This is a genomic window from Rhodanobacter ginsengiterrae, from assembly GCF_050026815.1.
Taxonomy (GTDB): domain Bacteria; phylum Pseudomonadota; class Gammaproteobacteria; order Xanthomonadales; family Rhodanobacteraceae; genus Rhodanobacter; species Rhodanobacter ginsengiterrae.
In genome coordinates this window covers 520,700-540,963 of sequence record NZ_JALBWO010000057.1, presented here as the reverse complement: position 1 = coordinate 540,963, position 20,264 = coordinate 520,700, and the positions used below count along the sequence as shown (strand labels likewise).

Below are 20,264 nucleotides of genomic sequence, written 5' to 3'. Positions count from 1 at the left end.
GGCGCATACCGGCATGCATCGCAAATCCCGACGGCGATGGCGCGCCCACGGATAGCCTCGCCGTCTACCAGCAATACCCGTCCCGTCGAGGAAACCCATGCGCCCACTATTTCTTTCCATCGCCAGCGTCATCGCCATCGCCTGCCTCCCGCCCACCGCGGCGCGGGCAGAAACTCCCGTCAGCAAGGCCAGCGTCACCCGCAATGCCGAGCAGATGATGGCGGACTTCTACAGGGCGGACGCCCCCGGCGCCGCGGTGCTGGTTGCCCGCGGTGACGAGATTCTGTACCGGGGCGCCCGCGGTCTTGCCGACGTCAAGAGCGGCGCACCCCTGACGCCCGATTCGGTGTTTCGCATCGGTTCGATCAGCAAGCAATTCGCCGCCGCCGGCCTGCTCAAACTGGTCGAGGCCGGCAAGCTCTCGCTCGATGATCCGTTGTCGAAATTTCTCCCCGACTTTCCGAACGGCAAGCACATCACCGTGCTCGAATTGCTCAACCACACCTCGGGCGTGAAGGACTACACGCACATCGCCGCCTGGCGTGCCGGTCCGTTGGAAAAGGATATGAGCACCGCCCAGCTGATTGCGAGCTTCAAGGACGCCAAGCCCGATTTCGCGCCGGGCGAAGACTGGGCCTATGACAACTCGGGCTACGCGCTGGTCGGCGCCGTGATCGAAGCGGTCAGCGGACAACCGTGGCATGCCTACCTGCGCCGTGCCTTGTTCGAACCGCTGGGCCTGACCCATACCGGCTACGGTGCCGACCCGACATTCACCGCGCAACAGGTGCACGGCTATTCGCTGGACGATGGCAAGGTGGTCCCGGCGAAAATCATCAGCATGACGGTTCCGAATGCGGCCGGCGCGCTGGTCTCCACGGTGGACGACTTGCTGAAGTGGAACCGTGCACTGCACGAAGGTCGCGTGCTCGGGTCGAAGGCCTATACGCAGATGATCACCCCGGTCGGCACGGCGGTCGAGGCACACTATGGCCTTGGCATCGAGCTGGCCACGGTGCAGGGTCAGCCCATGCTCGACCACAGCGGCGGCATCTTCGGCTTCGAATCCATGCTCGACTATGTGCCGGGGCCCGATATCAGCGTGGTCGTGCTGCAGAACAACGACAGCAACGACGACAACAAGGGGCCGGACATGCTTGCCCGCAAGTTGGCGGCGGCGGCCCTGGGCGAGCCCTATCCCGCGGCCAGGGCGATCCCGCTCGACGCAGCCACCTTGAAGCAGTTCGAGGGGGTGTATCGAATCGATGCACACAGTGCGCGCGTGCTGCGCGTGGTCAACGGCAGGCTCACCGCGCAACGCACCGGCGGGCAACGCAGCGACCTGCTGCCGATCGCCGCCGACGAGTTCCTCTACAGCGATGGCCTGACTCGCTTTAACGTGCAGCGCAATGCGGCCGGCACCGTCACCGGCATGCGCTTCTTCGCCGATGGCGAGCCACCGGGCGTGCTGGTCGCCCGCACCGGCGAACCGCTGCCGAGCGAGCGCAGGAGGTGCCGCTGACAGCGGCCGCACTCGACCGTGTGCTCGGCACCTATGCCGCTGGCGACATGAAGATGAAGGTCTTCGTGGAGGGCAAGCAGCTCCAGGCACAGATGGGCGGTCAGCCGCCGGTGGAGATCTTCGCCGAAACGCCGAATCTGTTTTTCATGACCGCCGTCGATGCCACGCTCGCCTTCGCGCCGGGCGCGGGCAAGCCGGGCGCGGGCAAGCCGGGGACGGTCACGCTCAGCGAAGGCGGCCACGCGATGGCACTCCGGCGCCTGCCGTAGACCGGGGCCGACCGCCACGCCGTGTGCAAGCGGGCGCGGGGCAGTCACCTGCCTCAGCTTGCGATCCCGGTCCAGACCACGCCGTTACCTTGTTTCGTCGGCTCCTGTCGCTTTCCGTCGGAAGTGGGAACCCACCCGAGCGCACGCACGATATGCTTGTTCACCATCCAGCACCGGCCGGCATCAACGTGATCAGCGGACTGCTCTTCTTGCTGCGCATCGCGCTGGCCTGGTTCCTGCTCATCGTGCTCGTGGCGCTGGCGTGGAGCACGATCCCCTGGCTCGGTGCATACGACTGGCCGGTCACCGCCGCCGGCATTCTCCTCATGGCATGGGTGGTCGCTGGCGCGTTTTCACATCTGGCCCGTGTGCGGCTGCTCGCCGGCCACCTCGATCACGGCGCGCTCGCCAACCGCCAGCGTCGGCAGATCGAGATTCCGCTGGACGCTGGCGACGCCTTCGACCTGCTCGAGGCTGCGGTCCGCGAGCTGCCACGCATCGAACAGGTAGAGAGCGCACGCGGCAGCTTGATGATTCGTGCCACGCTGGGCCCAAATGGCGAACATTCGCCGGGCCGATGGAACCCGCTGGCGTGGCTCGGCATGCCGTGCAACCAGTTGCAGGCCACCGTGGCAGCCGGCCACGACCGCTGCAGCGCGACGCTGATCTGCGAACCGGCAGCGCCGGCGTGGAGCTACTGGTTTCTGCTCGATGGTGGCAGCAACTTCGAGCATGCCGAGACCGTCACGCGCGCGGTCAGTGAGCAAGTGGCCGCACGGCGTCGCACCGAAAAGGCGGCCGCCGCGCAGACCGAGACGGAGAAGCAACTCACCGTCGCCAAGCTGCGCCTGCTGCACGCCCAGGTGGAGCCGCATTTCCTCTACAACACCCTGGCCAGCGCGCAGTTGCTCGCACGCAACGACCCGCCGCGCGCCGACGAAATGCTCGGGCACCTGATCCATTACCTGCGCCACTCCCTGCCGCGGGCCGATGATCAGATCTCGACACTGGACGTGGAACTGGATCGTGCCGTGGCCTATCTGGAAATCCTCAAGATCCGCATGGGTCAGCGCCTCACAGTGCAGGTCGACGTAGCCGAAGCACTGCGCGCCACCGCGCTGCCACCGATGATGCTGCAGACCCTGGTCGAGAACGCCATCAAGCACGGCCTGGAACCGCGGATCGGCGGCGGCACCCTGTGGATACGCGCACGCCGCAGTGGCGACGCCGTGGCGCTGACCGTGGCCGACGATGGCGTCGGCTTCACCGTCGGCGGCAGTACCAGTGACACCGGTATCGGCCTGAACAACGTGCGGGAGCGCCTGCGGCTGGTCTACGGCACGCACGCGGCGTTGGCGGTGGTCGCCAACTTCCCGGCCGGGGTCGCTGCGACGATCAGTGTGCCGGCCGGGTTCGCCAGGGAAGGCCAGCATGGCTGAGGCCATCGCCACTTGCGTCATCGCCGAAGACGAAGCGCTGCTGCGCCAGGCGCTGCTCGACCAGCTGGCGCAGGCGTGGCCGCAGTTGCAGATCCTCGCCGCCTGCGAAGACGGCGCCAGCGCACTGGAAGCGCTGGCCAGGCACCAGCCGCAGGTCGCCTTCCTCGACATCAGCATGCCGGGCCTGAACGGGCTGGAGGTCGCCGCCGCTGCGGTGCAAGTCAGCCCCGGCACGCAGATTGTCTTCGTCACCGCCTACGACCAGCATGCGCTCGACGCCTTCGAGCACGGCGCGATCGACTACCTGCTCAAACCGATCAGCGCCGAGCGCCTGGCCGCGACCGTGCAACGCCTGCAGGCACGCACCGACCGTGTGGATGTCGGCAGGCTGACCGCGCTGGTCGAACAACTCGGCAAGCAGCTTCCGCGCATCGGTGCCCCCGAGCCATTGACCTGGATCACCGCCAGCGCCGGCCGCGAGACACGGCTGATCCCGATCGAGGATGTCGCCTACTTCCGCGCCGACCACAAATACACCACGGTGATGACGGCCGACGGCGAGGCGCTGCTGCGCACCCCGATCCGCGAGTTGCTGGCCCTGCTCGATCCGGCCACCTTCAAGCAGATCCACCGCTCGACCATCGTCAACCTCACGGCCATCGCGGGCATCGTGCGCGACGACAGCGGGCGCGGCATCGTGCGGCTGAAGTCGCGTCCCGAAACTCTGACAGTCAGCGTGACTTACATGGCGCTGTTTCGGCAGATGTGAGCGGCCGCGGTCATTGTTGGGTCGGGCCCGAGGCGGAGCGCGCTTCGGATGGTCCGCGACTGGCCAGGCGGTGAGCGCTGCCGGGAATCGCCGCTATTTTGCCGATGCCGCTTCCGCCCGCTGCTTCGCCCGCTGTGCCTCGAACCTTTCGCGTGCACTGTCCGCGTAAGTGCGGCATCCCCTGGGATCGATCAGTGCGTTGACATCGCCCTGCTTGCGCGTGGTCACCCGCTCCCAGAAGTTCACCATCTCCGGATGTGGACCAAGCGGGATGTCGCAGGGCAACGCCGCAACCAGCGCAAAGCTGTGCTCAAAATCGCTCACCACGTCCGCGGATCTTGGTTTCCCGACCAAGTGGAAACCGGGCGCCGACAGGCTGCCGACATCAACCACATGCAAGCAGCGCGTGCCCTCGCACGAGGTCCATGTCCAGGTCGTGTTGCCCTTGGTATGCCCCGGTGTCGCGTGCGCAGTCAGCGCCAGCTCACCCAGCTGCAGAACCTCGCCGTTGGTTACCGTGCGCGCCACCCGCACCGGCGGGAACGGAAACCTGTCGCCGTATTGAGGATCATCGTGCCCGCCGCGTTCCAGCAGCGGCGTATCCGCCACATTTGCGATCACCTGCGCACCCGAGTCGTGCGCGAGTCGCGCGATGCCACCGGCGTGGTCTGAGTGCGCGTGCGAATTGAGAATCCATTTGATGTCGTGCAACCGGAAGCCCAGCGCCACGATATTCGCCTCGATCAGCGGAGCCTCTCCGGGCACGCCGCCATCAATCAGGACATGGCCGGAAGGGGACGTGACAAGAAAGACGCCAAGGCCATGCGGCCCGACCGACCATGTATTGCCATAGATGCGAAACGGCTTCTGCGGCGCCGTCCACGACGGATTGCCTGCAATGTTCTCTCGCTCGGATTCAGGCATGTGGAACGCATTCTGCGTGTCCATCCACGCGGGACGGGTCCCGGAGTTCGTGTGCGCGGAAGGCGGTACTTGCGCGTGCGTGCTGTGCACGAGCAGGCCGCCAAGGAGAGTCGCAGCCATCAACGGACGCATACGTCATTCCGATCTGGTGAAAAGCGCAGGGTGAAGGTTCGGCATGACCTGTCGCTGGCGCAGTCATGGAATTTCGCGGGCAGTGAAACGCAGCGGCTGATGCGGAGCGGTGCAGCCAGGAGCCATCCAGTCACGGCAACCCGCTGTCGACGAACGCTTCAGGCGGCAGTGCCCCCCTCGGACAAGTTGCTTTGCTCAACGTACTTGGGCAACGGCAACTGCGTGCGATGCCGCTGCTTCACCGTGTCAGCAAGGGCGCTCGAAGACTCGTCGCCGACCCCGGGGTCAGGTCTTGTTTTGCGACATCCTCTCGCGAATGAGTGATGCGCGGACGAGAGCCAAGGTGCGGTGCGTTTGAGCGCCCGCAGTTGAGGCGCACCGAGGCTGAAGAAGCGGGTGCCACCACGGCGCAAAGGCGGGCCTACTTCCGCCGCGACCCGCGCAGCGAATCGAGCGAGAACGTCGCCACCTCGCCACCGGGCACGCGCCGCGGCTGCCCCACCGGCGGTCCCCACGCGTGGGCGCTGACCACTTCCCACGTCGCCGGAATGCGGCCGTCCTTGCGCCGGGCTTCATACGCCGCCAGCATGCGCTGGTAGGTCGCCTTGCCGGTGAGGCCGCGCGCGCGCGCGCGGTCGGCGTTGGTGGCGCCCAAGCCCTGCAGCTCTTCCAGCAGCTTGCGCGGTTCGCTGTAGGTGAGGGTGTAGCGGAACACGTCGAGAACCGGGTCGCGCAGGCCGGCGGTGAGCATCGCGTCGCCGACGTCGTGCATGTCGAGGAAGCGGGCGACGTGGGCCTGCTGGTCGGCTTCGGCCCAGGCGGCGCGCAGTTCCATCAGGGTATCCGGGCCGAAGCTGGAGAACGCCATGAAGCCGCCGGGTTTCAGCACGCGCATGCATTCGCCGAACAACGCCGGCAGATCGTCGACCCACTGGAAGCACAGGTTGGAAAACAGCACGTCGACGCTGTGGTCGGCCAGCGGCAGCTGCGTAGCCTCGGCACACACGCGGCGGAACGGCTTCAGCCAGCTGCTGTGCTGCTTCGCCGCGCGCAGCATCGGCAGCGCGAGGTCGATCGCGATCACTTCGGCCTTGGGGTATTTCTGCTTGAGCAGGGCGGTGCCGCGACCGGTGCCGGCGCCGATGTCGACCACGCGCGCGGGCGTTTCCAGATAGAAGTCCAGGCGTTCCAGCAGTGCGGCCTGTACTTCGCGCTGCAAGGCGTCGTGGCGTTCATAGCTGCTGGCGGCATGGCCGAAGTGGCGGCGCACCAGCCGTTGATCGAGTTGAAAATCGCTCATTGAATCTGCTCGGGGAAAAGGGGAGCCAGCAGTGGCTGCAAGGCCTGCACTACCGCGTCGGCATGGCCGAAGAACGGCGCGTGGCCGGCCTGCTGGATGTCGGTGTGTTCGCCGCCGCACTGGCTGGCAGACCACGCCATCGCCTGCGGCGGTACCAGTCGATCACGCCGGCCGCTGATCCATGCGCTGCGCACGGCAAGGTCGGGCAGGGCGGCGCGGCGGTCGGTGGTTTCCAGGATGCGGATGCCTTCCTGCAGCACGCGCAGGTCAGGCTCGCCGCGGGCGAACACCAGTTCGCGCAGGTGGCGCAGTTCGGCGCGCGGATCGGCGCTGCCCATCGCTTCCAGGGCGATGAAACGATCGAGCGTGGCGCGGTAATCGGTTTCCAGGTCGCTGGCCAGTTGATGCACCAGCTGGGCATCGCTGCCGTGCGGCCAGCCGGCGTCGCGCACGAAACGCGGCGTGGCGCACAGCATTGCCAGCGCGCGCACCTGGCGTGACATCTCCAGCGCGGCAGTCAGCGCGATGGTGCCGCCCAGTGACCAGCCCAGCCAGATCGCTGGCGGCGTCGCGGCGGCGATCGCGGCGGCGCAGGCGTGCGGTTCCAGCGGCAGTCCGCAGTCGCGCGAGTAACCGTGGCCGGGCAGATCGACCACGTACATCGTGCACTGGTCTTCCAGCGCCTCGACCAGCGGCGCCAGCACGCCGCCGTGCATCGCCCAGCCGTGCAGCAGCACCAGCGGGACGGGGCCGTGGCCGCGCTGGTCGATGTACAGGGTCATGCGTCGGAATCCTTCTCGCCGCTGCGCGGCGCGGGCATCGGGACCTCAGCCGGAGCCAGCGTGCGGTCGACTGCTACCCGCCCATCGAACACGAAGCAGTCACCGTTCCAGTGCTTGCCGTCGGTCTGTTCCAGATATTTCAGGATGCCACCGTCGAGCTGGTAGACGTGCTGCATGCCGAGGTTCTGCATGTGCAGCACGGCTTTCTCGCAACGGATGCCGCCGGTGCAATACGACACCAGGGTCTTGCCTGCGTAGCGCGTGCGATCGGCGGCGATCGCCGCCGGGAACGCGGTGAAGCTGGCGATGCGGTAGTCGACCGCCTGCGCGAACTTGCCCAGCTCGGTTTCGTAATCGTTGCGCGTATCCAGCAGCACCACCTCGCGGCCGTGATCGTCATGGCCCTGGTCCAGCCAGCGCTGCAGGGTCGGCGCATCCACTGCCGGCGCGCGGCTGCCTTCGGGGCGGATCGTGGGCGATCGCATGGTGATGATTTCGCGCTTGATGCGCACCCGCAGGCGGCCGAACGGCACGGCGTCGGACAGCGATTCCTTCGGCGCGATGTCGGCGAAACGCGGGTCTTCATGCAGGCTGCTCATGAAGTCGTCGATCTGCGCGCGGCTGCCGGCCAGGAACAGGTTGATGCCCTCCGGCGCCAGCAGGATGGTGCCTTTCAGGACCAGCACTTCACAGCGTTCGAGCAGCCGTTCGCGCAGCGCGGGCAGGTCGTCCAGGCTGATGAACTTGTAGGCGGAGATGTTGACGATCGACATGCGGGGGAATCGGCAGAGCAGACGCCGATTATACGGGGTCGCCGGGCGCGGCCTGGGCTGAGGCCGCCAGACGCAGTGTTTCCAGCGCGTCCAGCAGGCGATCGACATGGGCTTCCTCGTGCGCCGCCGACAAGGTGATGCGCAATCGCGCCTGGCCGGCAGGCACCGTGGGCGGCCGGATCGCGGTGACCAGCAAGCCTTGCCGTTCCAGCGTTTGCGCAGCGACCAGGGCCGCGTCGGCACTGCCCAGCAACAGTGGCTGGATCGCGCTGCCGGATGCGGCCAGCGGCAGGCCGAGTTGCTCCGCGCCGCGGCGGAAGCGGCTGATCAAGGCGGCGAGTCTGGCGCGACGCCACGCTTCGACCTGCGCCACCCGCACTGCTTCCAGTGCGGCGGCGGCCAATGCCGGCGGCATCGCGGTGGTGTAGATGTACGGCCGCGCGAACTGGATCAGGCCGTCGATCAGCGCAGCCGGCCCGGCCACGAACGCGCCGCTGCAACCAAGCGCCTTGCCCAGCGTGGCCATCAGCAGCGGCACGTCGTGCTGGCTGAGTCCGGCCGCGCTGACGCTGCCGGCGCCATCGGCACCGAGCACGCCGAAACCGTGCGCGTCGTCGACCATCAGGGTGGCTTGCTCGCGCGCGCACAGCTGCGCGAGTTCGTGCAGCGGCGCGACGTCGCCGTCCATGCTGAATACGCCGTCGGTGGCGAGCAGCGCGGCGGCCGTCGGGTTGGATGCAAGCTGCCGTGCAGCGGCGCCCACGTCGCCGTGCGGATAACGTTTCAGCTCGGCGCCGCCGAGCTTGGCGCCATCGAGCAGGCAGGCATGGTTGAGCTTGTCCTGCACGCAGATATCGCCGCGGCTGAGCAACGCCTGCAGCACGCCGAGGTTGGCCATGTAGCCGGTGGAGAACAGCAGCGCGCGCTCGCGTCCGGTCCACACGGCCAGCGCTTCCTCCAGCTCCGCATGGACGCTGCGATGGCCGCAGATCAGGTGCGCCGAGGTGCTGCCGACGCCATCTTCGCGGGCGGCACGAGTGAGCGCGGCAATCAGCCGGGGATGCTGCGCCAGGCCGAGGTAGTCATTGCTGCAGAACGACAGCAGGCGCCGGCCGCCGGTTTCCAGCCACGGGCCGTCGACGTGGTCGATGGTGCGCAGCCGGCGCAGCAGCCTGGCGCGTTCGCGCTCGGTGGTTTGCGCCGCCAGGCGCTGCAGCAGGTCAGAGCGAGGCATGGCTCAGTGTACTGCGCAGGGCGAAGAGCACCCCCTCCTGACCTCCCCCTGCTGCGCAGGGGGAGGAACCGGATCGTTGTTGCGTGCCATGCTCCCTCCCCTGTCCGCCCCAACAGGATGGGCAGGGGAGGGCTGGGGTGCTTCTACGCCGCAGCACTGCAGTCGCAGCCGGTGGTTTCGTTGTCGACCCTGTCCGCATGCGCGGTGCCTGCGTTCTCGACCACCTCCATCGGATGCAGGTCGAGCCGGCGGAACAGCGCGCGATCGGCTTCCACATCCGGGTTGCCGGTGGTCAGCAGTTTCTCGCCGTAGAAGATCGAGCCGGCGCCGGCGAAGAAGCACAATGCCTGCACCGCGTCGTCCATCTGCTGGCGACCGGCGGACAGCCGCACGATCGACAGCGGCATCAGGATGCGTGCCACCGCAATCGCGCGCACGAACTCGAACGGATCCAGCGGCGCGGTGTTGCCCAGCGGCGTGCCGGGCACCGGCACCAGCTGGTTGATCGGCACCGACTGCGGATGCTCGGGCAGGTTGGCCAGCGCCTGCAGCAGGCCGGCGCGCTGCTCGCGCGTCTCGCCCATGCCGACGATGCCGCCACAGCAGGTCTTCAGGCCGGCGTCGCGCACCTGCGCCAGCGTCACCAGCCGGTCCTGGTAGTCGCGGGTGTGGATGATCTCGCCGTAGAACTCCGGCGCGGTGTCGATGTTGTGGTTGTAGTAGTCCAGTCCGGCATCCTTCAACGCCTGCGCGTGGCCGTCGCCGAGCAGACCCAGCGTGGCGCAGGTTTCCAGGCCCAGTTCCTTCACTGCGCGCACGATCGCGGCGACCTTGGGGATGTCGCGGTCCTTCGGTCCGCGCCAGGCTGCGCCCATGCAGAAGCGGCTGGCCCCGGCCGACTTGGCGGCGCGCGCGCGTTCCAGCACCTCGTCGATCTCCAGCAGCTTCTGCGCCGCCACGCCGGTGTCGTAGCGCGCCGCCTGCGGGCAGTACGCGCAGTCCTCGGGGCAGCCGCCGGTCTTGATCGACAGCAGGGTCGACACCTGCACCGCATTGGGATCGTGGTGTTCGCGGTGCACGCTGTGTGCGCGATGCAGCAGTTCGTTGAACGGCAGGGCGAACAGCGCGACCACCTCGGCGCGGCTCCAGTCGTGGCGGATGACGGTGTCAGTCATGCAAGGGCAACTCGCTGATGGGCAAGCCTGAAAGTGTGGAAGCGGTCCTGCATGCTGTCAACCAGACTCTCATTGTCACGGTTTACGAGACGCAGAGACTGGCTACCGCTAACATCGCTGGTTCGCGCGATACCAACTGGGGGCCGTCGGATGAGTGAAGGGCAAGGCAGTACGGGCAACGTGCTCGCAGCGATCTGCAGTTTTTTCATTCCCGGTCTGGGCCAGCTGGTGCAGGGGCGACTGCTGCTGGCTATCGTGATGTTCGTGCTGGCTGCGCTGCTGTGGATCGTGCTGCTGGGCTGGCTGATCCATCTTTGGTCGATCCTCGACGCCGCGCTGTACAAGCCCAGGCGCTGAGCCACCGATGCCCCCGGATTTCCTGGCCACGCCATGGCGAAGGTTCCAGCGCTTCGTGCTGCCCTTGCGTTGCCTGCTGTGCAACGCGCGCGGCGAGCACGATATCGACCTGTGCGCCGCCTGTGCCGCCGAGTTGCCGCGCAACGGCAGTTGCTGCGCGCGCTGCGCGCTGCCGCTGGCCACACCGGCGGCGCTGTGCGGCGAATGTCAGCGCAGCCAGCCGCCGTGGGATGCGGCGTGGGCACCGTTCCGCTATGGCTGGCCACTGGACCGGCTGGAGTCGCGTTACAAGTTCTCCGCCGATCTGGCCGCCGGTCGCGTGCTGTCGCTGCTGTGGCAGCGCGAGCCGCGCCCGGCCCGGCTGCCGCAGTTGCTGCTGACGGTACCTCTGCATCGCAGCCGGCTGCGTCGCCGCGGTTACAACCAGTCGCTGGAACTGGCTCGGCCGCTGGCCCGCGCCCTCGGCGTGCCGTTGTCGCATGACGCGCTGCTGCGTCGCCGCTCCACCACCGCGCAAACCGAACTCGATGCCGTCGCGCGTCGCCGCAACGTGCATGGCGCATTCGCCCTGCGCGAAGGCATCACGCTGCCTGCGCACGTGGCGATCCTCGACGACGTGATGACCACCGGCGCCACCCTGGCCGAGTGCGCGCGCGTGCTGCGCCGCGCCGGCGTGCAACAGGTGGATGTGTGGGCACTGGCAAGGGCGCCGTCGCCGCGCGGGTGATTCCGGGGAAGGCCGCCGGATTCGGAGCGGGCTCTATGTGTCGCGATCGACGAGTTCGCCAAGGAATCGGGTGACGCGCGAGGACAGGCGTCCCAGCGGGGTGAAATGCGCCTGGTCGAGGTGACCGTCGTTCTGCTCGATCTGGACCAGGCTGAAGCCGGCAAGTGCCTCGCGCATGAAGTCTTCGTACAGTGCCATTGCCTCGGCGGTGGCCGTACGGTGGAGTGCCGGAATGTCATCGAGCGTGTAGTGCCGGACCTTGCGGTGGTCGTAGTAATCCAGCGCGGGGCCCAGATCCGTACCCAGTGCCTTGCCCAGGGAGTTGAATACGCCGGCATCGACCTTTTCGTGAAAGACGACATGCACATGCGGCAGGTTGCGCAGGGCACGGAAATACAGCTGCACGACCGCGAGAAGGCCAGCCAGCACTTCGGTGTGGCTGGCAACCCGACCGCCATTGAGCTGGGCCAGGCCGCGCGTGGACATCAGTACGTCAAGCGGGTTGCGGAAGGCGAAAATGTAGTGCGAGGTGTAGAAATTCCGGCAATGGAAATCGAACAGCTGCGCGCATTCGGCCACGGCACGCTCGGGATTGATGACGATTTTCGAACCTACGTGGCGGTACATGTCCGCCAGGCGTGCAAGATAAGCCCACCAGGGGGCATCCGCTTCAAACAGTTGCGGGCAGTGGCTGCTCTTGTTCTGCTGGTTGCCCCAGGCGCGGTGCATGCCGTTGTATCGCGTGGCGAAATCCGCGCTGCCCGGATCAAGATGAAAGCGGGGCTCGCCGAACAGGAAGACATCGTCGGCGTCGTTCAGCGCGTTCTGCAGGATCGTGGTGCCGGTGCGTGCGGCGCCGATGACGAACAGGCCCTGCGCCGCGATGCTCCGACATGCCGCAGTCGGATCGGCATGGACAGAGGAAGTCTGTGGTGCGGCACCGTTCGTTATCGCGGCCGTGGCCGGCGACCGAAGCCGTCGCGCGCGCAGCAGCAGTTCGAGTCGTCTGGTCAACGAAACCACGCGATTAGTCCGTGACACCTGCCAATCGCCCGGGCGGGGCGATCGCCGCAGCGTGGAGGCGAGTCTCGCATGTCCGTGGCGGTGGCGGTACATGATCGGGAAAGGACTCGCCCGGCGATCGCATCCGGCACTGGCGTCTCCTGCTTGTCGGCTCCGGTTCGCCCGGCAGGACACTGAACTCGAGCCGGAGAACGACGTACCCGGCCGGTCGATCCAATCGATGCAGACCGGGCCTGCGGACGACTCCCGAAGCAGAATGTCGCGGCGGTCACGGGCCTGTCGCGACGTCGATGTCCAGGCTGATCAGGGCGATGCCAAGCCGCCGGTCGTCGCTGCTCCTGCCCAGCGTCAAGGGCGAGGTGGCGGCGGGCACGGCAATCTGCAGGTGGTCCAGGCCGGCCGGGTTGTGGAACTGCAGGCGCGTGGACTGTTGCTGTTCGCCGAGCATGAAGGTCTTCGTCTCGCTACCGACCGTCATGGTGAAAGGCCTGCCGGCATTGGGGCCGTAGGCGGAGGCGACCAGACGCAGGCGGGCCGAAGCCGGCAGTGGCCGGGTGAAGTGCAGTACCACTTCGTCGGCGTCGGACCAGCGGCCAAACCGCTCGGCACCGGACAAGCCCTGCACCGGTCCCAGGTCCGGGCTGGGGCCGCTGAAGTCGATGTGGAACGGCGCCGGCAGACGGTACAGCGCGAAGCCGCCGTTGAAGTGCTGCTCCGACAGCGACGCAGCCTGCATCGGGTGCACCCCGATCACCAATGCCCACCTGCTGCCTGCGGGGAGCCGACCCGCATCGACGGGCTGGCCGGGGGGCAGCGGCATGACCGTGCTGTCTGCGGCATCCAGCTGGAACTGCGCCTGCACCAGCTTGAAGAGGTCATCGCCGACGATCACCACGCCCGAACGCTGCGACGCAAGCAGCGCTCTCGCCGTGCGCGCTGCCGTGTCGTAAGTGTCCGGAATTCGCCGCTGCGCCGCTTCGCGGGCGACCAGATGTGATGCTCCCAAGGCAAATACCGGCACGAAGATCCAGGCGTACAGGATCGTGCCCAGCCGGCGGCTGATGAACCACATCGCCAGGATGCCGAGTCCAAACGCACTGACCACGTGGAAGAAGTGTGGGTCGACCACCACCCCATAAAGTTCAGGTGCGTCGATGCGGTTGGGGGCGAAGCCGCGGAACTGGCGCCAGGTGGCGAGGATCGACAGACCCCCGACGACCAGCGCGGCCGCGACATGCCTGAGCGTGCCGCCGCGGGTCGGTGGCGTGTCGTCGGCGGTCCATGCGCCAGCCACCAGGTAAAGCAGCGGCAGCGCGAAATCGTAATAGCGCATGTGCAGGCGGCGCAGTGCCTCCAGCGGATTCCCGTCCGGAACGTTCGCGGTGAAGTACACCGTAACGGCCACCAGCGTGGACAGCATGGCCAGGCTGAACAGCATCAGCCGTTGGCGGTCGGCCGGGAGAGCATCGTCATCGGCAGGCAGGCGACCCAGCTGGAACAGACACGCCAGCGGCACCGCATACAGCGTGACCAGCGCCAGGCCGTGGCCGAACAGCGACTGCGCCCCGTAATGCAGCAGTGAGCCAAGGTCGGGATGGCTGAAGCTGGCGTTGGCTTGTGTCTTGTAGAACCCGCCGAGGAGGTCGAGGCCATGGCGGCCGGCAAGCAGGCCGCCGAGGCCGAAGCGCACTGCCAGGAAGGTCAGCAGTGCGGCGGGAACCCCCTGCCACACGCCGCGGAACCGCGACGGGCCACGACCAAGCACGCCAGTCGCCAGCAGGTAGCCGCAGTAGCCACCCAGCAGGAACAACGCATGCAGTTTCACCAGGCACATCATGCCAAGCAGCGATCCGACCAGCATGCCGTTGCGCGCCGATGCCCGTGGCGCGATCACCAGCACCAGCCATGCAAATACCCAGAACAGGAAGAAGTACATCGCCTCGGGCATGAAGAACGCGGTATAGGTCGACACCGGCCCGAGCAGGCTGGCCAGCGTCAGCAGCAGGGCCAGGCCGAGCTGCATGTAGCGCCGGGCAAGCATGAAGACAAACGGTGCCGCCGCCACGAAGAAGCCTGCGTTGAGTACGCGTACGCAACCCATGAAGTCGGGGCCGCATGCGAGGCTGCTGCGATAGACCAGGAAGTACAGGAACGAGGGCACTTGCGCCTGTGACAACGGCAGCAGCCGGCTGTACAGGCTGTAGGTCCACTCGTCACCCAGCACCGAAGGGCCGAGGCCGCTGTTGCGGAAGATCAGCAAGACAAATACGGCGACCATCGCCAGCCACAAGACGCGTGGGACGGGCTGGCGGCCGGGGTCGGTGGGTGTCATCGGGGCGGAGTCCGGCAGGTGGATGTGGCGACGAAAGATGGACTGTCCATGAAAGACGCATCAGGTTGCCGGTGAAGCAGAAGACCAAAAGCTGGCGACACGGTTGCGGCGAGTCTGCCCATTTCCCGGCTCAGCGCACCGCCAGCGCCAGCACGATGCCGATCCACACTGCGAGGCCGAGCCAGTTGTTGTGGCGGAACGCGGCGAGGCAGGCGTCGCGCAAGCGGTCGCGGATCAGCCAGTGCTGGTAGGCGAACAGTCCGGTGGCAACCAGCAGGCTCAGCCAATACGGCCAGCCCAGCGCGGCGCGCTGGCCGACGAAGACCATGGTCAGCAGGAAGGTGCCCATCAACACGCCAATGATCGGCAGGTCGGCGTCGCCGAACAGGATCGCGGTGGATTTCGCGCCGGCCTTGAGGTCGTCCTCGCGGTCGACCATCGCGTACTCGGTGTCGTAGATCACCGACCAGATGATGTTGCCGATGAACAGCAGCCAGGCCACCGGCGGCACCGTGCCCATCACCGCCGCAAACGCCATCGGAATCGACCAGCCGAACGCGGCGCCCAGCACCACCTGGGGCATATAGGTGTAGCGCTTGGTGAACGGGTAGATCGCCGCCAGCGCGGCGCCGGCGAACGACAGCTCGATGGTCAGCCGGTTGGTGAACAGCACCAGCACGAAGGCGAATGCCAGCAGGCTGCCGAACACCAGCAGCGCCTCGCGCGGGGTCACCCGGCCGCTGGCGATCGGCCGCCCGGCGGTGCGCGCCACCTGCGGGTCGAGCTTGCGGTCGGCATAGTCGTTGATCGCGCAGCCGGCCGCGCGCATCGCGAACACGCCCAGGGTGAAGATGATCAGCGGCTTCCACGGCGGGAAATCACCGGCCGCCAGCCACAGCGCCCACCAGGTCGGCCAGAGCAGCAGCAGCGCGCCTATCGGCCGGTCCATCCGGGTCAGCACCAGGTAGTCCAGGGCCTTCTCGCGATACGGCGTCGGCAGCTTTTGCAGCAGCCAGTTCAGCACGCGCGTGGCGCGGCTCGAACTGTCCGCCGGTTGCGCAGCTTTGGGAGCAGCTTTCTTGACACCCGGCCGCGGCCGCAGCGCCGGCGAGGTTGAAGGCGAGGCGGCAGGCTTGCGTCGCTGGCGTTTGCGGGGTGGAGGGGCCATCCGCCGAGTTTAGCGTGCCAACCGGGGATGGACAGCATGGCGGTTCACGAACGGCAACAACGGGAACAACGGGAGCAACGGCAAGTCGGGAACGGGATGGGGTTCACCTTGCCGAACGGCAGGAAGTGAACCTGGCTGGTGTCGGCAGTGACCGGTTTCAGTCAGCATCCGGCAGCGCCTTGCGCTGGCAGGCAATGGATTTCACCAGGATCTCGCAGTCTTCCAGGAACAGATTCCACCAGTCTTCCCACGGTTCGGAGTTCATGCGGACGATGTGAAAGTCCACCGTCAGCAGCACGTCGGGCAACAGCGTCGTGGTGTAGTTGAGTGCTTCCGGCATGGCCGGTCTTGGTGCCCAGAGGTAGCGCAGCCAATGCATGGCATTGCAGGTCAATACTTCGTAGCTCAGGGGCGGGGCCAATAGGCCGTTCTCGATAATGTGGTCGATCTGGTACTGCGGCAGCGGATCGCCGGTAATGGTCTTGCCGTTGAAAGCCTCATCGCGCACCTTCCAGTTGGGGCCGCCCTCGGACTCCAGATAGGCGGTGTAGTCATGCCGCAGGTAGTCCTCAAGCAGGGTCGTGTCATCGGGCTTGAGTTGGATGTCGTGCTTGACCCGTTCGAGTTGCCAATGGGCCGTTATGACGGCATAGGGCGGATGCGGAACGGGGTAGAAGCGCGAGCTGTGCCAGCGTGGCAGGTGGTAGATCCAGTTGCTGAGGCCCAGCTTGATCATCGGGTGGTACGTGCGCGAATCACTGAGGTTTGATTCTTTGAAAGCGTTGGTGTCAAGGCTGACGCGATCGGAGTCGGGTGTACCCATGCCCTCGCCGAAGGCGGCCGAGGGTTCGAGAAAGCGCAGGATGAATGACCCGCAATCAACTTGCCGGGGTATGACACCGGCTACTGGAATGCCGCCTTGTGGGGCATGAAACGCTGCAGTGGCACGTTTGTACCAGGGGCGCGGAGGGCGCTTGAAGGGAGCGGCTGATACGGGGTGCTTGGTCATCGCTCAGGCCATCTCGGAGGGGTGGAACTGCTGCGCATAACGAGCAAGCTCATGATGGCCGGTGAACGCCAATTGTTCCACATAGGTGTCCAGACCCAGATAGGGCAGCGAATGCGGACTGGCGAGTGGGTCATCGCCGAGCACCAGGCCGCGGAACTTCAGTGATCGCGCCAGCCCGCCCAGGCTGAGATCATTCGGACCGGCAAGGTTGGGCACCAGGTCGAACGGATTGTTGCGCACGTGCTCGATTGTGATACCGGCGCGGGTGCAGGTGAGTTCGGCCCGCTTGATGTTGCAGCCGGCGCTGTGCAGGCAGACGCTGTGGCAATCCAGACGCATGCCGTAGTGCTTCAATGCAAACTCGACGGCGGTGCTGAAAATGATGGCACCCTGGCTATGCGCCACCCAGCGCGTGCGGTGGCCGCGCTGTTGCGCCTCCTTGAGCACGGCGGCCAGATGCTGGCTGTTGAGACTGCAGGTAACGACGCTCTGCTTGTCGTAGGCGCACTCGAACAGATCCCGACGCGCACCGTCGGTGGGGTTATGGAACAGGGTGTAACTGTCCACAGGATGGGTCGCGTGGGTGTAGGCCGTTTCGAGGTGCGTGCCCATCAGCCAGGCAGCCTTGCCCAAGTTATTCAGCATGCCGTTGACGGCCGCGTGGAGGGTGTCAACGCGATGGGTAGGCAAGGGGGCTCTAGTGTCCCAACTACGAGCCAAAGCATCGACGACATCTCCGGGCTCGTTGCCCAAGCGGTTGAACTCAGGCGTAAAGCGGGCGCTACCGGCTCTGTCCACGCGGTACAACGCATTGCGTTGCACTGAATCCGGCAAATCCGGTCGCAGTAATTCCCGGTCCATGAAAATGTCCGCTATCAGCACCGGTTCGCCCGGCCTCATCGCGTAGCTGATCTTGTAGTGATAGCCCTTGAACGGATACCGGGTGGGAAGCAGCCGCTGGAACCAGCTTCTGCGACCAATGTCGGCATCGACCCGATTGGGGTATTTGGCGATTTCCAGCAGCTCGTCCGCCACCTTGCGGCGGTCGAAGTCGTTCAATGCGCACAGCATCCGCAAGGCTGGGTCGCTAAGAACAAGCTTCTTGTCGAGCGTGCGGAATGCCGGGCTCTGTGTGCCGAACAAGGCGGCGATCTGCGGTGCCTTGGCCGCGGCTTCATGCCATGCATGGTTTTGCGCGGCGCGCTGGCGCAACTGTTCACGGCTCAGCAATTGTCGACTCATCGTCACGGATCCTTGTGATGGTGTGGCGGCGCAGGCGGAGCGTCGCCGGTGGTCCAGCTTCCAGCTTGGAAACAACCAGGACAGCAGCAAGGACAGGCGTCGATAAGACCGTGCCCTGGCGGAACATAACACCGCCGCAAGACGAGGGACGGTTCGCTTTCCGGTTTCGGCGATGCCGAGCGTTTCGCCGACAAGCTCGATCAGGTTTGCCTGTCGTCATGCGGGATATCCGCGCTTGACCGGCTCGCTTGCGAAACCGGCGGCACGTCGACCGGGTGGTCGCGCAGCAGCAGTCGATACGCGGGGTGTTCGCTCTCGTCCACGTGCGGATAGCCAAGCGTGGCAAGGAAGCGCTGGAACAGCGGCTGCTCCGCGGCAGGCACCTGGATGCCCACCAGGATGCGGCCGTGGTCGGCACCGTGGTTGCGGTAGTGGAACAGGCTGATGTTCCAGTCCGGGTGCAGCCGGCCGAGAAACTGGGTGAGCGCGCCGGGCCGCTCGGGGAATTCGAAGCGGTACAGCCGTTCGTCGCGAGCCAGCGGCGAACGGCCGCCGATCATGTGGCGCAGGTGCAGCTTGGCCAGTTCGTCGTCGGTGAGGTCGAGCACGTCGAATTGCTGCGCGCGGAACGCCGCCGCCAGCGCCTCGCGTTCGTTACTGCCGGCGATCCGCACGCCGACGAAGATGTGCGCGGAGCGGGCGTCGCCGATGCGGTAGTTGAATTCGGTGATGTCATGCCGGCCCAGGGCAACGCAGAAGCGGCGGAAACTGCCGCGCTCTTCCGGGATGGTCACCGCGAACACCGCCTCGCGCTGTTCGCCGACTTCGGCGCGCTCGGCGACGAAGCGCAGACGGTCGAAATTCATGTTGGCGCCGGAGACGATCGCCACCAGTGCGCCGGCACCGGCGCCGTGCGCGGCGACGTATTGCTTCAGCCCGGCCAGCGCCAGCGCGCCGGACGGTTCCGGCACGCTGCGGGTGTCCTGGTAGATGTCGCGGATCGCGGCGCAGATCGCGTCGGCATCGACCCGCAGCATCGCGTCGACATGCCGCCGGCACAGCGCGAAAGTCAACGCGCCGACCTGCTTCACCGCCGTGCCGTCGGCGAACAGACCAACTTCGTCCAGCGCGACACGCTGGTCGGCTTCCAGCGAGCGCGCCATCGCGTCGGAGTCCGCCGCCTGCACGCCGATCACCTGCACCTCCGGTCGCAGCGTCTTGATGCAGGCGGCGACGCCGGCGAGCAGGCCGCCGCCGCCGACCGGCACGAACACCGCCTGCAACGGGCCGGGATGCTGGCGCAGGATTTCCAGCGCGATGGTGCCCTGGCCGGCGATCACCGCAAGGTCGTCGAACGGATGCACGAATACCGCGCCACGATCGGCCTGCAGGCGTGCCGCGGCGAACTGCGCATCGCTGTAGGAATCACCCGCCAGTACCACCTCAACCATCGCTCCGCCGAAACGGCGCACCGCGTCGACCTTCACCTGCGGCGCGGTCACCGGCATCACGATGGTGGCGCGGATGCCCAGCTTCGCCGCCGCCAGCGCCACGCCCTGCGCGTGGTTGCCGGCCGAGGCGGCAACCACGCCGCAGGCGCGCTGCGCGGTGTCGAGCTGCACCATCCGGTTGTACGCACCGCGCAACTTGAACGAGAACACCGGCTGCTGGTCTTCGCGTTTCAGCCATACCGGCTGGCCGAGTCGCGTGGACAGCAGCGGCGCCATTTCCAGTGCCGATTCCTGCGCCACTTCATAAACACGCGCGGCACCAATCTGCGCCAGCAGGTCGCCGTCAGCATCGACGGCCAGTGGCGCCACCGCGCTCACGCCGCGAGGGCCGTCGCCGGATGGGCCACCTGCACCACGTCGACCAGCTTGCGCGTCTGCTGCAGGATCTGGCCCAGTGCCGCCTCATCGCACTGCAGGCTCAGGGTCAGCCGCGACACCGCCGGGTCGTGCGTGGCGGCGACGGTCAACGTGTCGATGTTGTAGCCGCGGGCGGCGAACAGCCCTGCCACGCGCACCAGCGCGCCGGCTTCGTTTTGCAACAGGATGGACAAGGTGTGGTGCATGACGCAGCCCTCG

General features: G+C 66.7%; 19 protein-coding genes. 6 read left to right on the top strand and 13 right to left on the bottom strand.

All coding sequences use genetic code 11. From position 1 onward, the window contains the following. The first annotated feature begins 97 nt into the window (after positions 1–97). From ACQGNJ_RS17395 to ACQGNJ_RS17380, 4 genes are all read left to right on the top strand, one after another. The gene (locus ACQGNJ_RS17395) at positions 98–1,522 is read left to right on the top strand and encodes a serine hydrolase domain-containing protein (RefSeq protein ID WP_426690502.1); all 1,425 of its coding nucleotides are present in this window, start codon (positions 98–100) and stop codon (positions 1,520–1,522) included. Continuing rightward, positions 1,513–1,791 (top strand): hypothetical protein, encoded by a 279-nt coding sequence (locus ACQGNJ_RS17390; RefSeq protein WP_426690501.1) that lies wholly within the window; start codon positions 1,513–1,515, stop codon positions 1,789–1,791. Before ACQGNJ_RS17395 ends, ACQGNJ_RS17390 begins: the two co-directional genes overlap by 10 nt. Before the next feature lie 152 nt (positions 1,792–1,943). Continuing rightward, positions 1,944–3,230, top strand: a complete 1,287-nt coding sequence (locus tag ACQGNJ_RS17385) for a sensor histidine kinase (RefSeq protein ID WP_426690500.1) — start codon at positions 1,944–1,946, stop codon at positions 3,228–3,230. Next, positions 3,223–3,999 carry a LytR/AlgR family response regulator transcription factor gene (locus ACQGNJ_RS17380; RefSeq protein WP_426690499.1) on the top strand — a complete coding sequence of 259 codons (777 nt, stop codon included), beginning with the start codon at positions 3,223–3,225 and terminating at the stop codon, positions 3,997–3,999. The genes ACQGNJ_RS17385 and ACQGNJ_RS17380 overlap by 8 nt, the downstream gene beginning before the upstream one ends. A 93-nt stretch (positions 4,000–4,092) precedes the next feature. On the opposite strand, the gene bla is transcribed toward ACQGNJ_RS17380, so the two are convergent. The 6 genes from bla to bioB form a co-directional block, all read right to left on the bottom strand. Then, positions 4,093–4,923, bottom strand: coding sequence for a subclass B3 metallo-beta-lactamase (gene bla / locus ACQGNJ_RS17375; protein ID WP_426690498.1), 831 nt, complete (start codon positions 4,921–4,923; stop codon positions 4,093–4,095). Positions 4,924–5,476: 553 nt separating this feature from the next. Continuing rightward, positions 5,477–6,355, bottom strand: a complete 879-nt coding sequence (gene bioC, locus ACQGNJ_RS17370; RefSeq protein WP_426690497.1) for a malonyl-ACP O-methyltransferase BioC — start codon at positions 6,353–6,355, stop codon at positions 5,477–5,479. Next, entirely contained in the window at positions 6,352–7,137 is a 786-nt protein-coding gene (gene bioH, locus ACQGNJ_RS17365; protein WP_426690496.1) for a pimeloyl-ACP methyl ester esterase BioH, read from the bottom strand. Before bioH ends, bioC begins: the two co-directional genes overlap by 4 nt. Continuing rightward, on the bottom strand, positions 7,134–7,910 hold the full coding sequence (locus ACQGNJ_RS17360) for a sulfurtransferase (protein ID WP_426690495.1): 777 nt from the start codon (positions 7,908–7,910) through the stop codon (positions 7,134–7,136). Before ACQGNJ_RS17360 ends, bioH begins: the two co-directional genes overlap by 4 nt. A 28-nt stretch (positions 7,911–7,938) precedes the next feature. Then, the gene (bioF, locus tag ACQGNJ_RS17355) at positions 7,939–9,144 is read right to left on the bottom strand and encodes an 8-amino-7-oxononanoate synthase (RefSeq protein ID WP_426690494.1); all 1,206 of its coding nucleotides are present in this window, start codon (positions 9,142–9,144) and stop codon (positions 7,939–7,941) included. Positions 9,145–9,287: 143 nt separating this feature from the next. Next, positions 9,288–10,319: a biotin synthase BioB gene (gene bioB, locus ACQGNJ_RS17350; RefSeq protein WP_426690493.1), complete on the bottom strand. Its 1,032-nt coding sequence runs from the start codon at positions 10,317–10,319 to the stop codon at positions 9,288–9,290. A 150-nt stretch (positions 10,320–10,469) separates the two neighbouring features. Between bioB and ACQGNJ_RS17345 the strand changes: the two genes are divergently transcribed. Further along, positions 10,470–10,676 (top strand): hypothetical protein, encoded by a 207-nt coding sequence (locus ACQGNJ_RS17345; protein ID WP_426690492.1) that lies wholly within the window; start codon positions 10,470–10,472, stop codon positions 10,674–10,676. A 7-nt stretch (positions 10,677–10,683) separates the two neighbouring features. Next, positions 10,684–11,403 (top strand): ComF family protein, encoded by a 720-nt coding sequence (locus ACQGNJ_RS17340; RefSeq protein ID WP_426690491.1) that lies wholly within the window; start codon positions 10,684–10,686, stop codon positions 11,401–11,403. 33 nt (positions 11,404–11,436) lie between these two features. Here ACQGNJ_RS17340 and ACQGNJ_RS17335 read toward each other — a convergent pair whose 3' ends face one another. From ACQGNJ_RS17335 to ilvN, 7 genes are all read right to left on the bottom strand, one after another. Further along, positions 11,437–12,417 carry a sulfotransferase gene (locus ACQGNJ_RS17335; RefSeq protein ID WP_426690490.1) on the bottom strand — a complete coding sequence of 327 codons (981 nt, stop codon included), beginning with the start codon at positions 12,415–12,417 and terminating at the stop codon, positions 11,437–11,439. Positions 12,418–12,694: 277 nt separating this feature from the next. Continuing rightward, entirely contained in the window at positions 12,695–14,758 is a 2,064-nt protein-coding gene (locus ACQGNJ_RS17330) for a DUF7024 domain-containing protein (protein WP_426690489.1), read from the bottom strand. Between the two features lie 130 nt (positions 14,759–14,888). After that, positions 14,889–15,782, bottom strand: coding sequence for a 4-hydroxybenzoate octaprenyltransferase (ubiA, locus tag ACQGNJ_RS17325; RefSeq protein ID WP_426690488.1), 894 nt, complete (start codon positions 15,780–15,782; stop codon positions 14,889–14,891). Between the two features lie 301 nt (positions 15,783–16,083). After that, positions 16,084–16,935 carry a hypothetical protein gene (locus ACQGNJ_RS17320; protein WP_426690487.1) on the bottom strand — a complete coding sequence of 284 codons (852 nt, stop codon included), beginning with the start codon at positions 16,933–16,935 and terminating at the stop codon, positions 16,084–16,086. 3 nt (positions 16,936–16,938) lie between these two features. Next, the gene (locus ACQGNJ_RS17315; RefSeq protein ID WP_426690486.1) at positions 16,939–18,177 is read right to left on the bottom strand and encodes a hypothetical protein; all 1,239 of its coding nucleotides are present in this window, start codon (positions 18,175–18,177) and stop codon (positions 16,939–16,941) included. A 200-nt stretch (positions 18,178–18,377) separates the two neighbouring features. Next, positions 18,378–20,006 (bottom strand): threonine ammonia-lyase, biosynthetic, encoded by a 1,629-nt coding sequence (ilvA, locus tag ACQGNJ_RS17310; RefSeq protein WP_426690485.1) that lies wholly within the window; start codon positions 20,004–20,006, stop codon positions 18,378–18,380. Further along, complete coding sequence (ilvN, locus tag ACQGNJ_RS17305; RefSeq protein WP_426690484.1) at positions 20,003–20,251, bottom strand: acetolactate synthase small subunit; 249 nt, start codon at positions 20,249–20,251, stop codon at positions 20,003–20,005. Before ilvN ends, ilvA begins: the two co-directional genes overlap by 4 nt. Positions 20,252–20,264 lie beyond the last annotated feature (13 nt).

What these genes read in the sequence shown, in the direction of transcription:
- ACQGNJ_RS17395 (WP_426690502.1), top strand. Translation starts at nt 98, where the DNA reads ATGCGCCCACTATTTCTTTCCATCGCCAGCGTCATCGCCATCGCCTGC.
- ACQGNJ_RS17385 (WP_426690500.1), top strand. Translation starts at nt 1,944, where the DNA reads ATGCTTGTTCACCATCCAGCACCGGCCGGCATCAACGTGATCAGCGGA.
- ACQGNJ_RS17380 (WP_426690499.1), top strand. Translation starts at nt 3,223, where the DNA reads ATGGCTGAGGCCATCGCCACTTGCGTCATCGCCGAAGACGAAGCGCTG.
- bla (WP_426690498.1), bottom strand. Translation starts at nt 4,923, where the DNA reads ATGCCTGAATCCGAGCGAGAGAACATTGCAGGCAATCCGTCGTGGACG.
- bioC (WP_426690497.1), bottom strand. Translation starts at nt 6,355, where the DNA reads ATGAGCGATTTTCAACTCGATCAACGGCTGGTGCGCCGCCACTTCGGC.
- bioH (WP_426690496.1), bottom strand. Translation starts at nt 7,137, where the DNA reads ATGACCCTGTACATCGACCAGCGCGGCCACGGCCCCGTCCCGCTGGTG.
- ACQGNJ_RS17360 (WP_426690495.1), bottom strand. Translation starts at nt 7,910, where the DNA reads ATGTCGATCGTCAACATCTCCGCCTACAAGTTCATCAGCCTGGACGAC.
- bioF (WP_426690494.1), bottom strand. Translation starts at nt 9,144, where the DNA reads ATGCCTCGCTCTGACCTGCTGCAGCGCCTGGCGGCGCAAACCACCGAG.
- bioB (WP_426690493.1), bottom strand. Translation starts at nt 10,319, where the DNA reads ATGACTGACACCGTCATCCGCCACGACTGGAGCCGCGCCGAGGTGGTC.
- ACQGNJ_RS17345 (WP_426690492.1), top strand. Translation starts at nt 10,470, where the DNA reads ATGAGTGAAGGGCAAGGCAGTACGGGCAACGTGCTCGCAGCGATCTGC.
- ACQGNJ_RS17340 (WP_426690491.1), top strand. Translation starts at nt 10,684, where the DNA reads ATGCCCCCGGATTTCCTGGCCACGCCATGGCGAAGGTTCCAGCGCTTC.
- ACQGNJ_RS17330 (WP_426690489.1), bottom strand. Translation starts at nt 14,758, where the DNA reads ATGACACCCACCGACCCCGGCCGCCAGCCCGTCCCACGCGTCTTGTGG.
- ACQGNJ_RS17320 (WP_426690487.1), bottom strand. Translation starts at nt 16,935, where the DNA reads ATGACCAAGCACCCCGTATCAGCCGCTCCCTTCAAGCGCCCTCCGCGC.
- ACQGNJ_RS17315 (WP_426690486.1), bottom strand. Translation starts at nt 18,177, where the DNA reads ATGAGTCGACAATTGCTGAGCCGTGAACAGTTGCGCCAGCGCGCCGCG.
- ilvN (WP_426690484.1), bottom strand. Translation starts at nt 20,251, where the DNA reads ATGCACCACACCTTGTCCATCCTGTTGCAAAACGAAGCCGGCGCGCTG.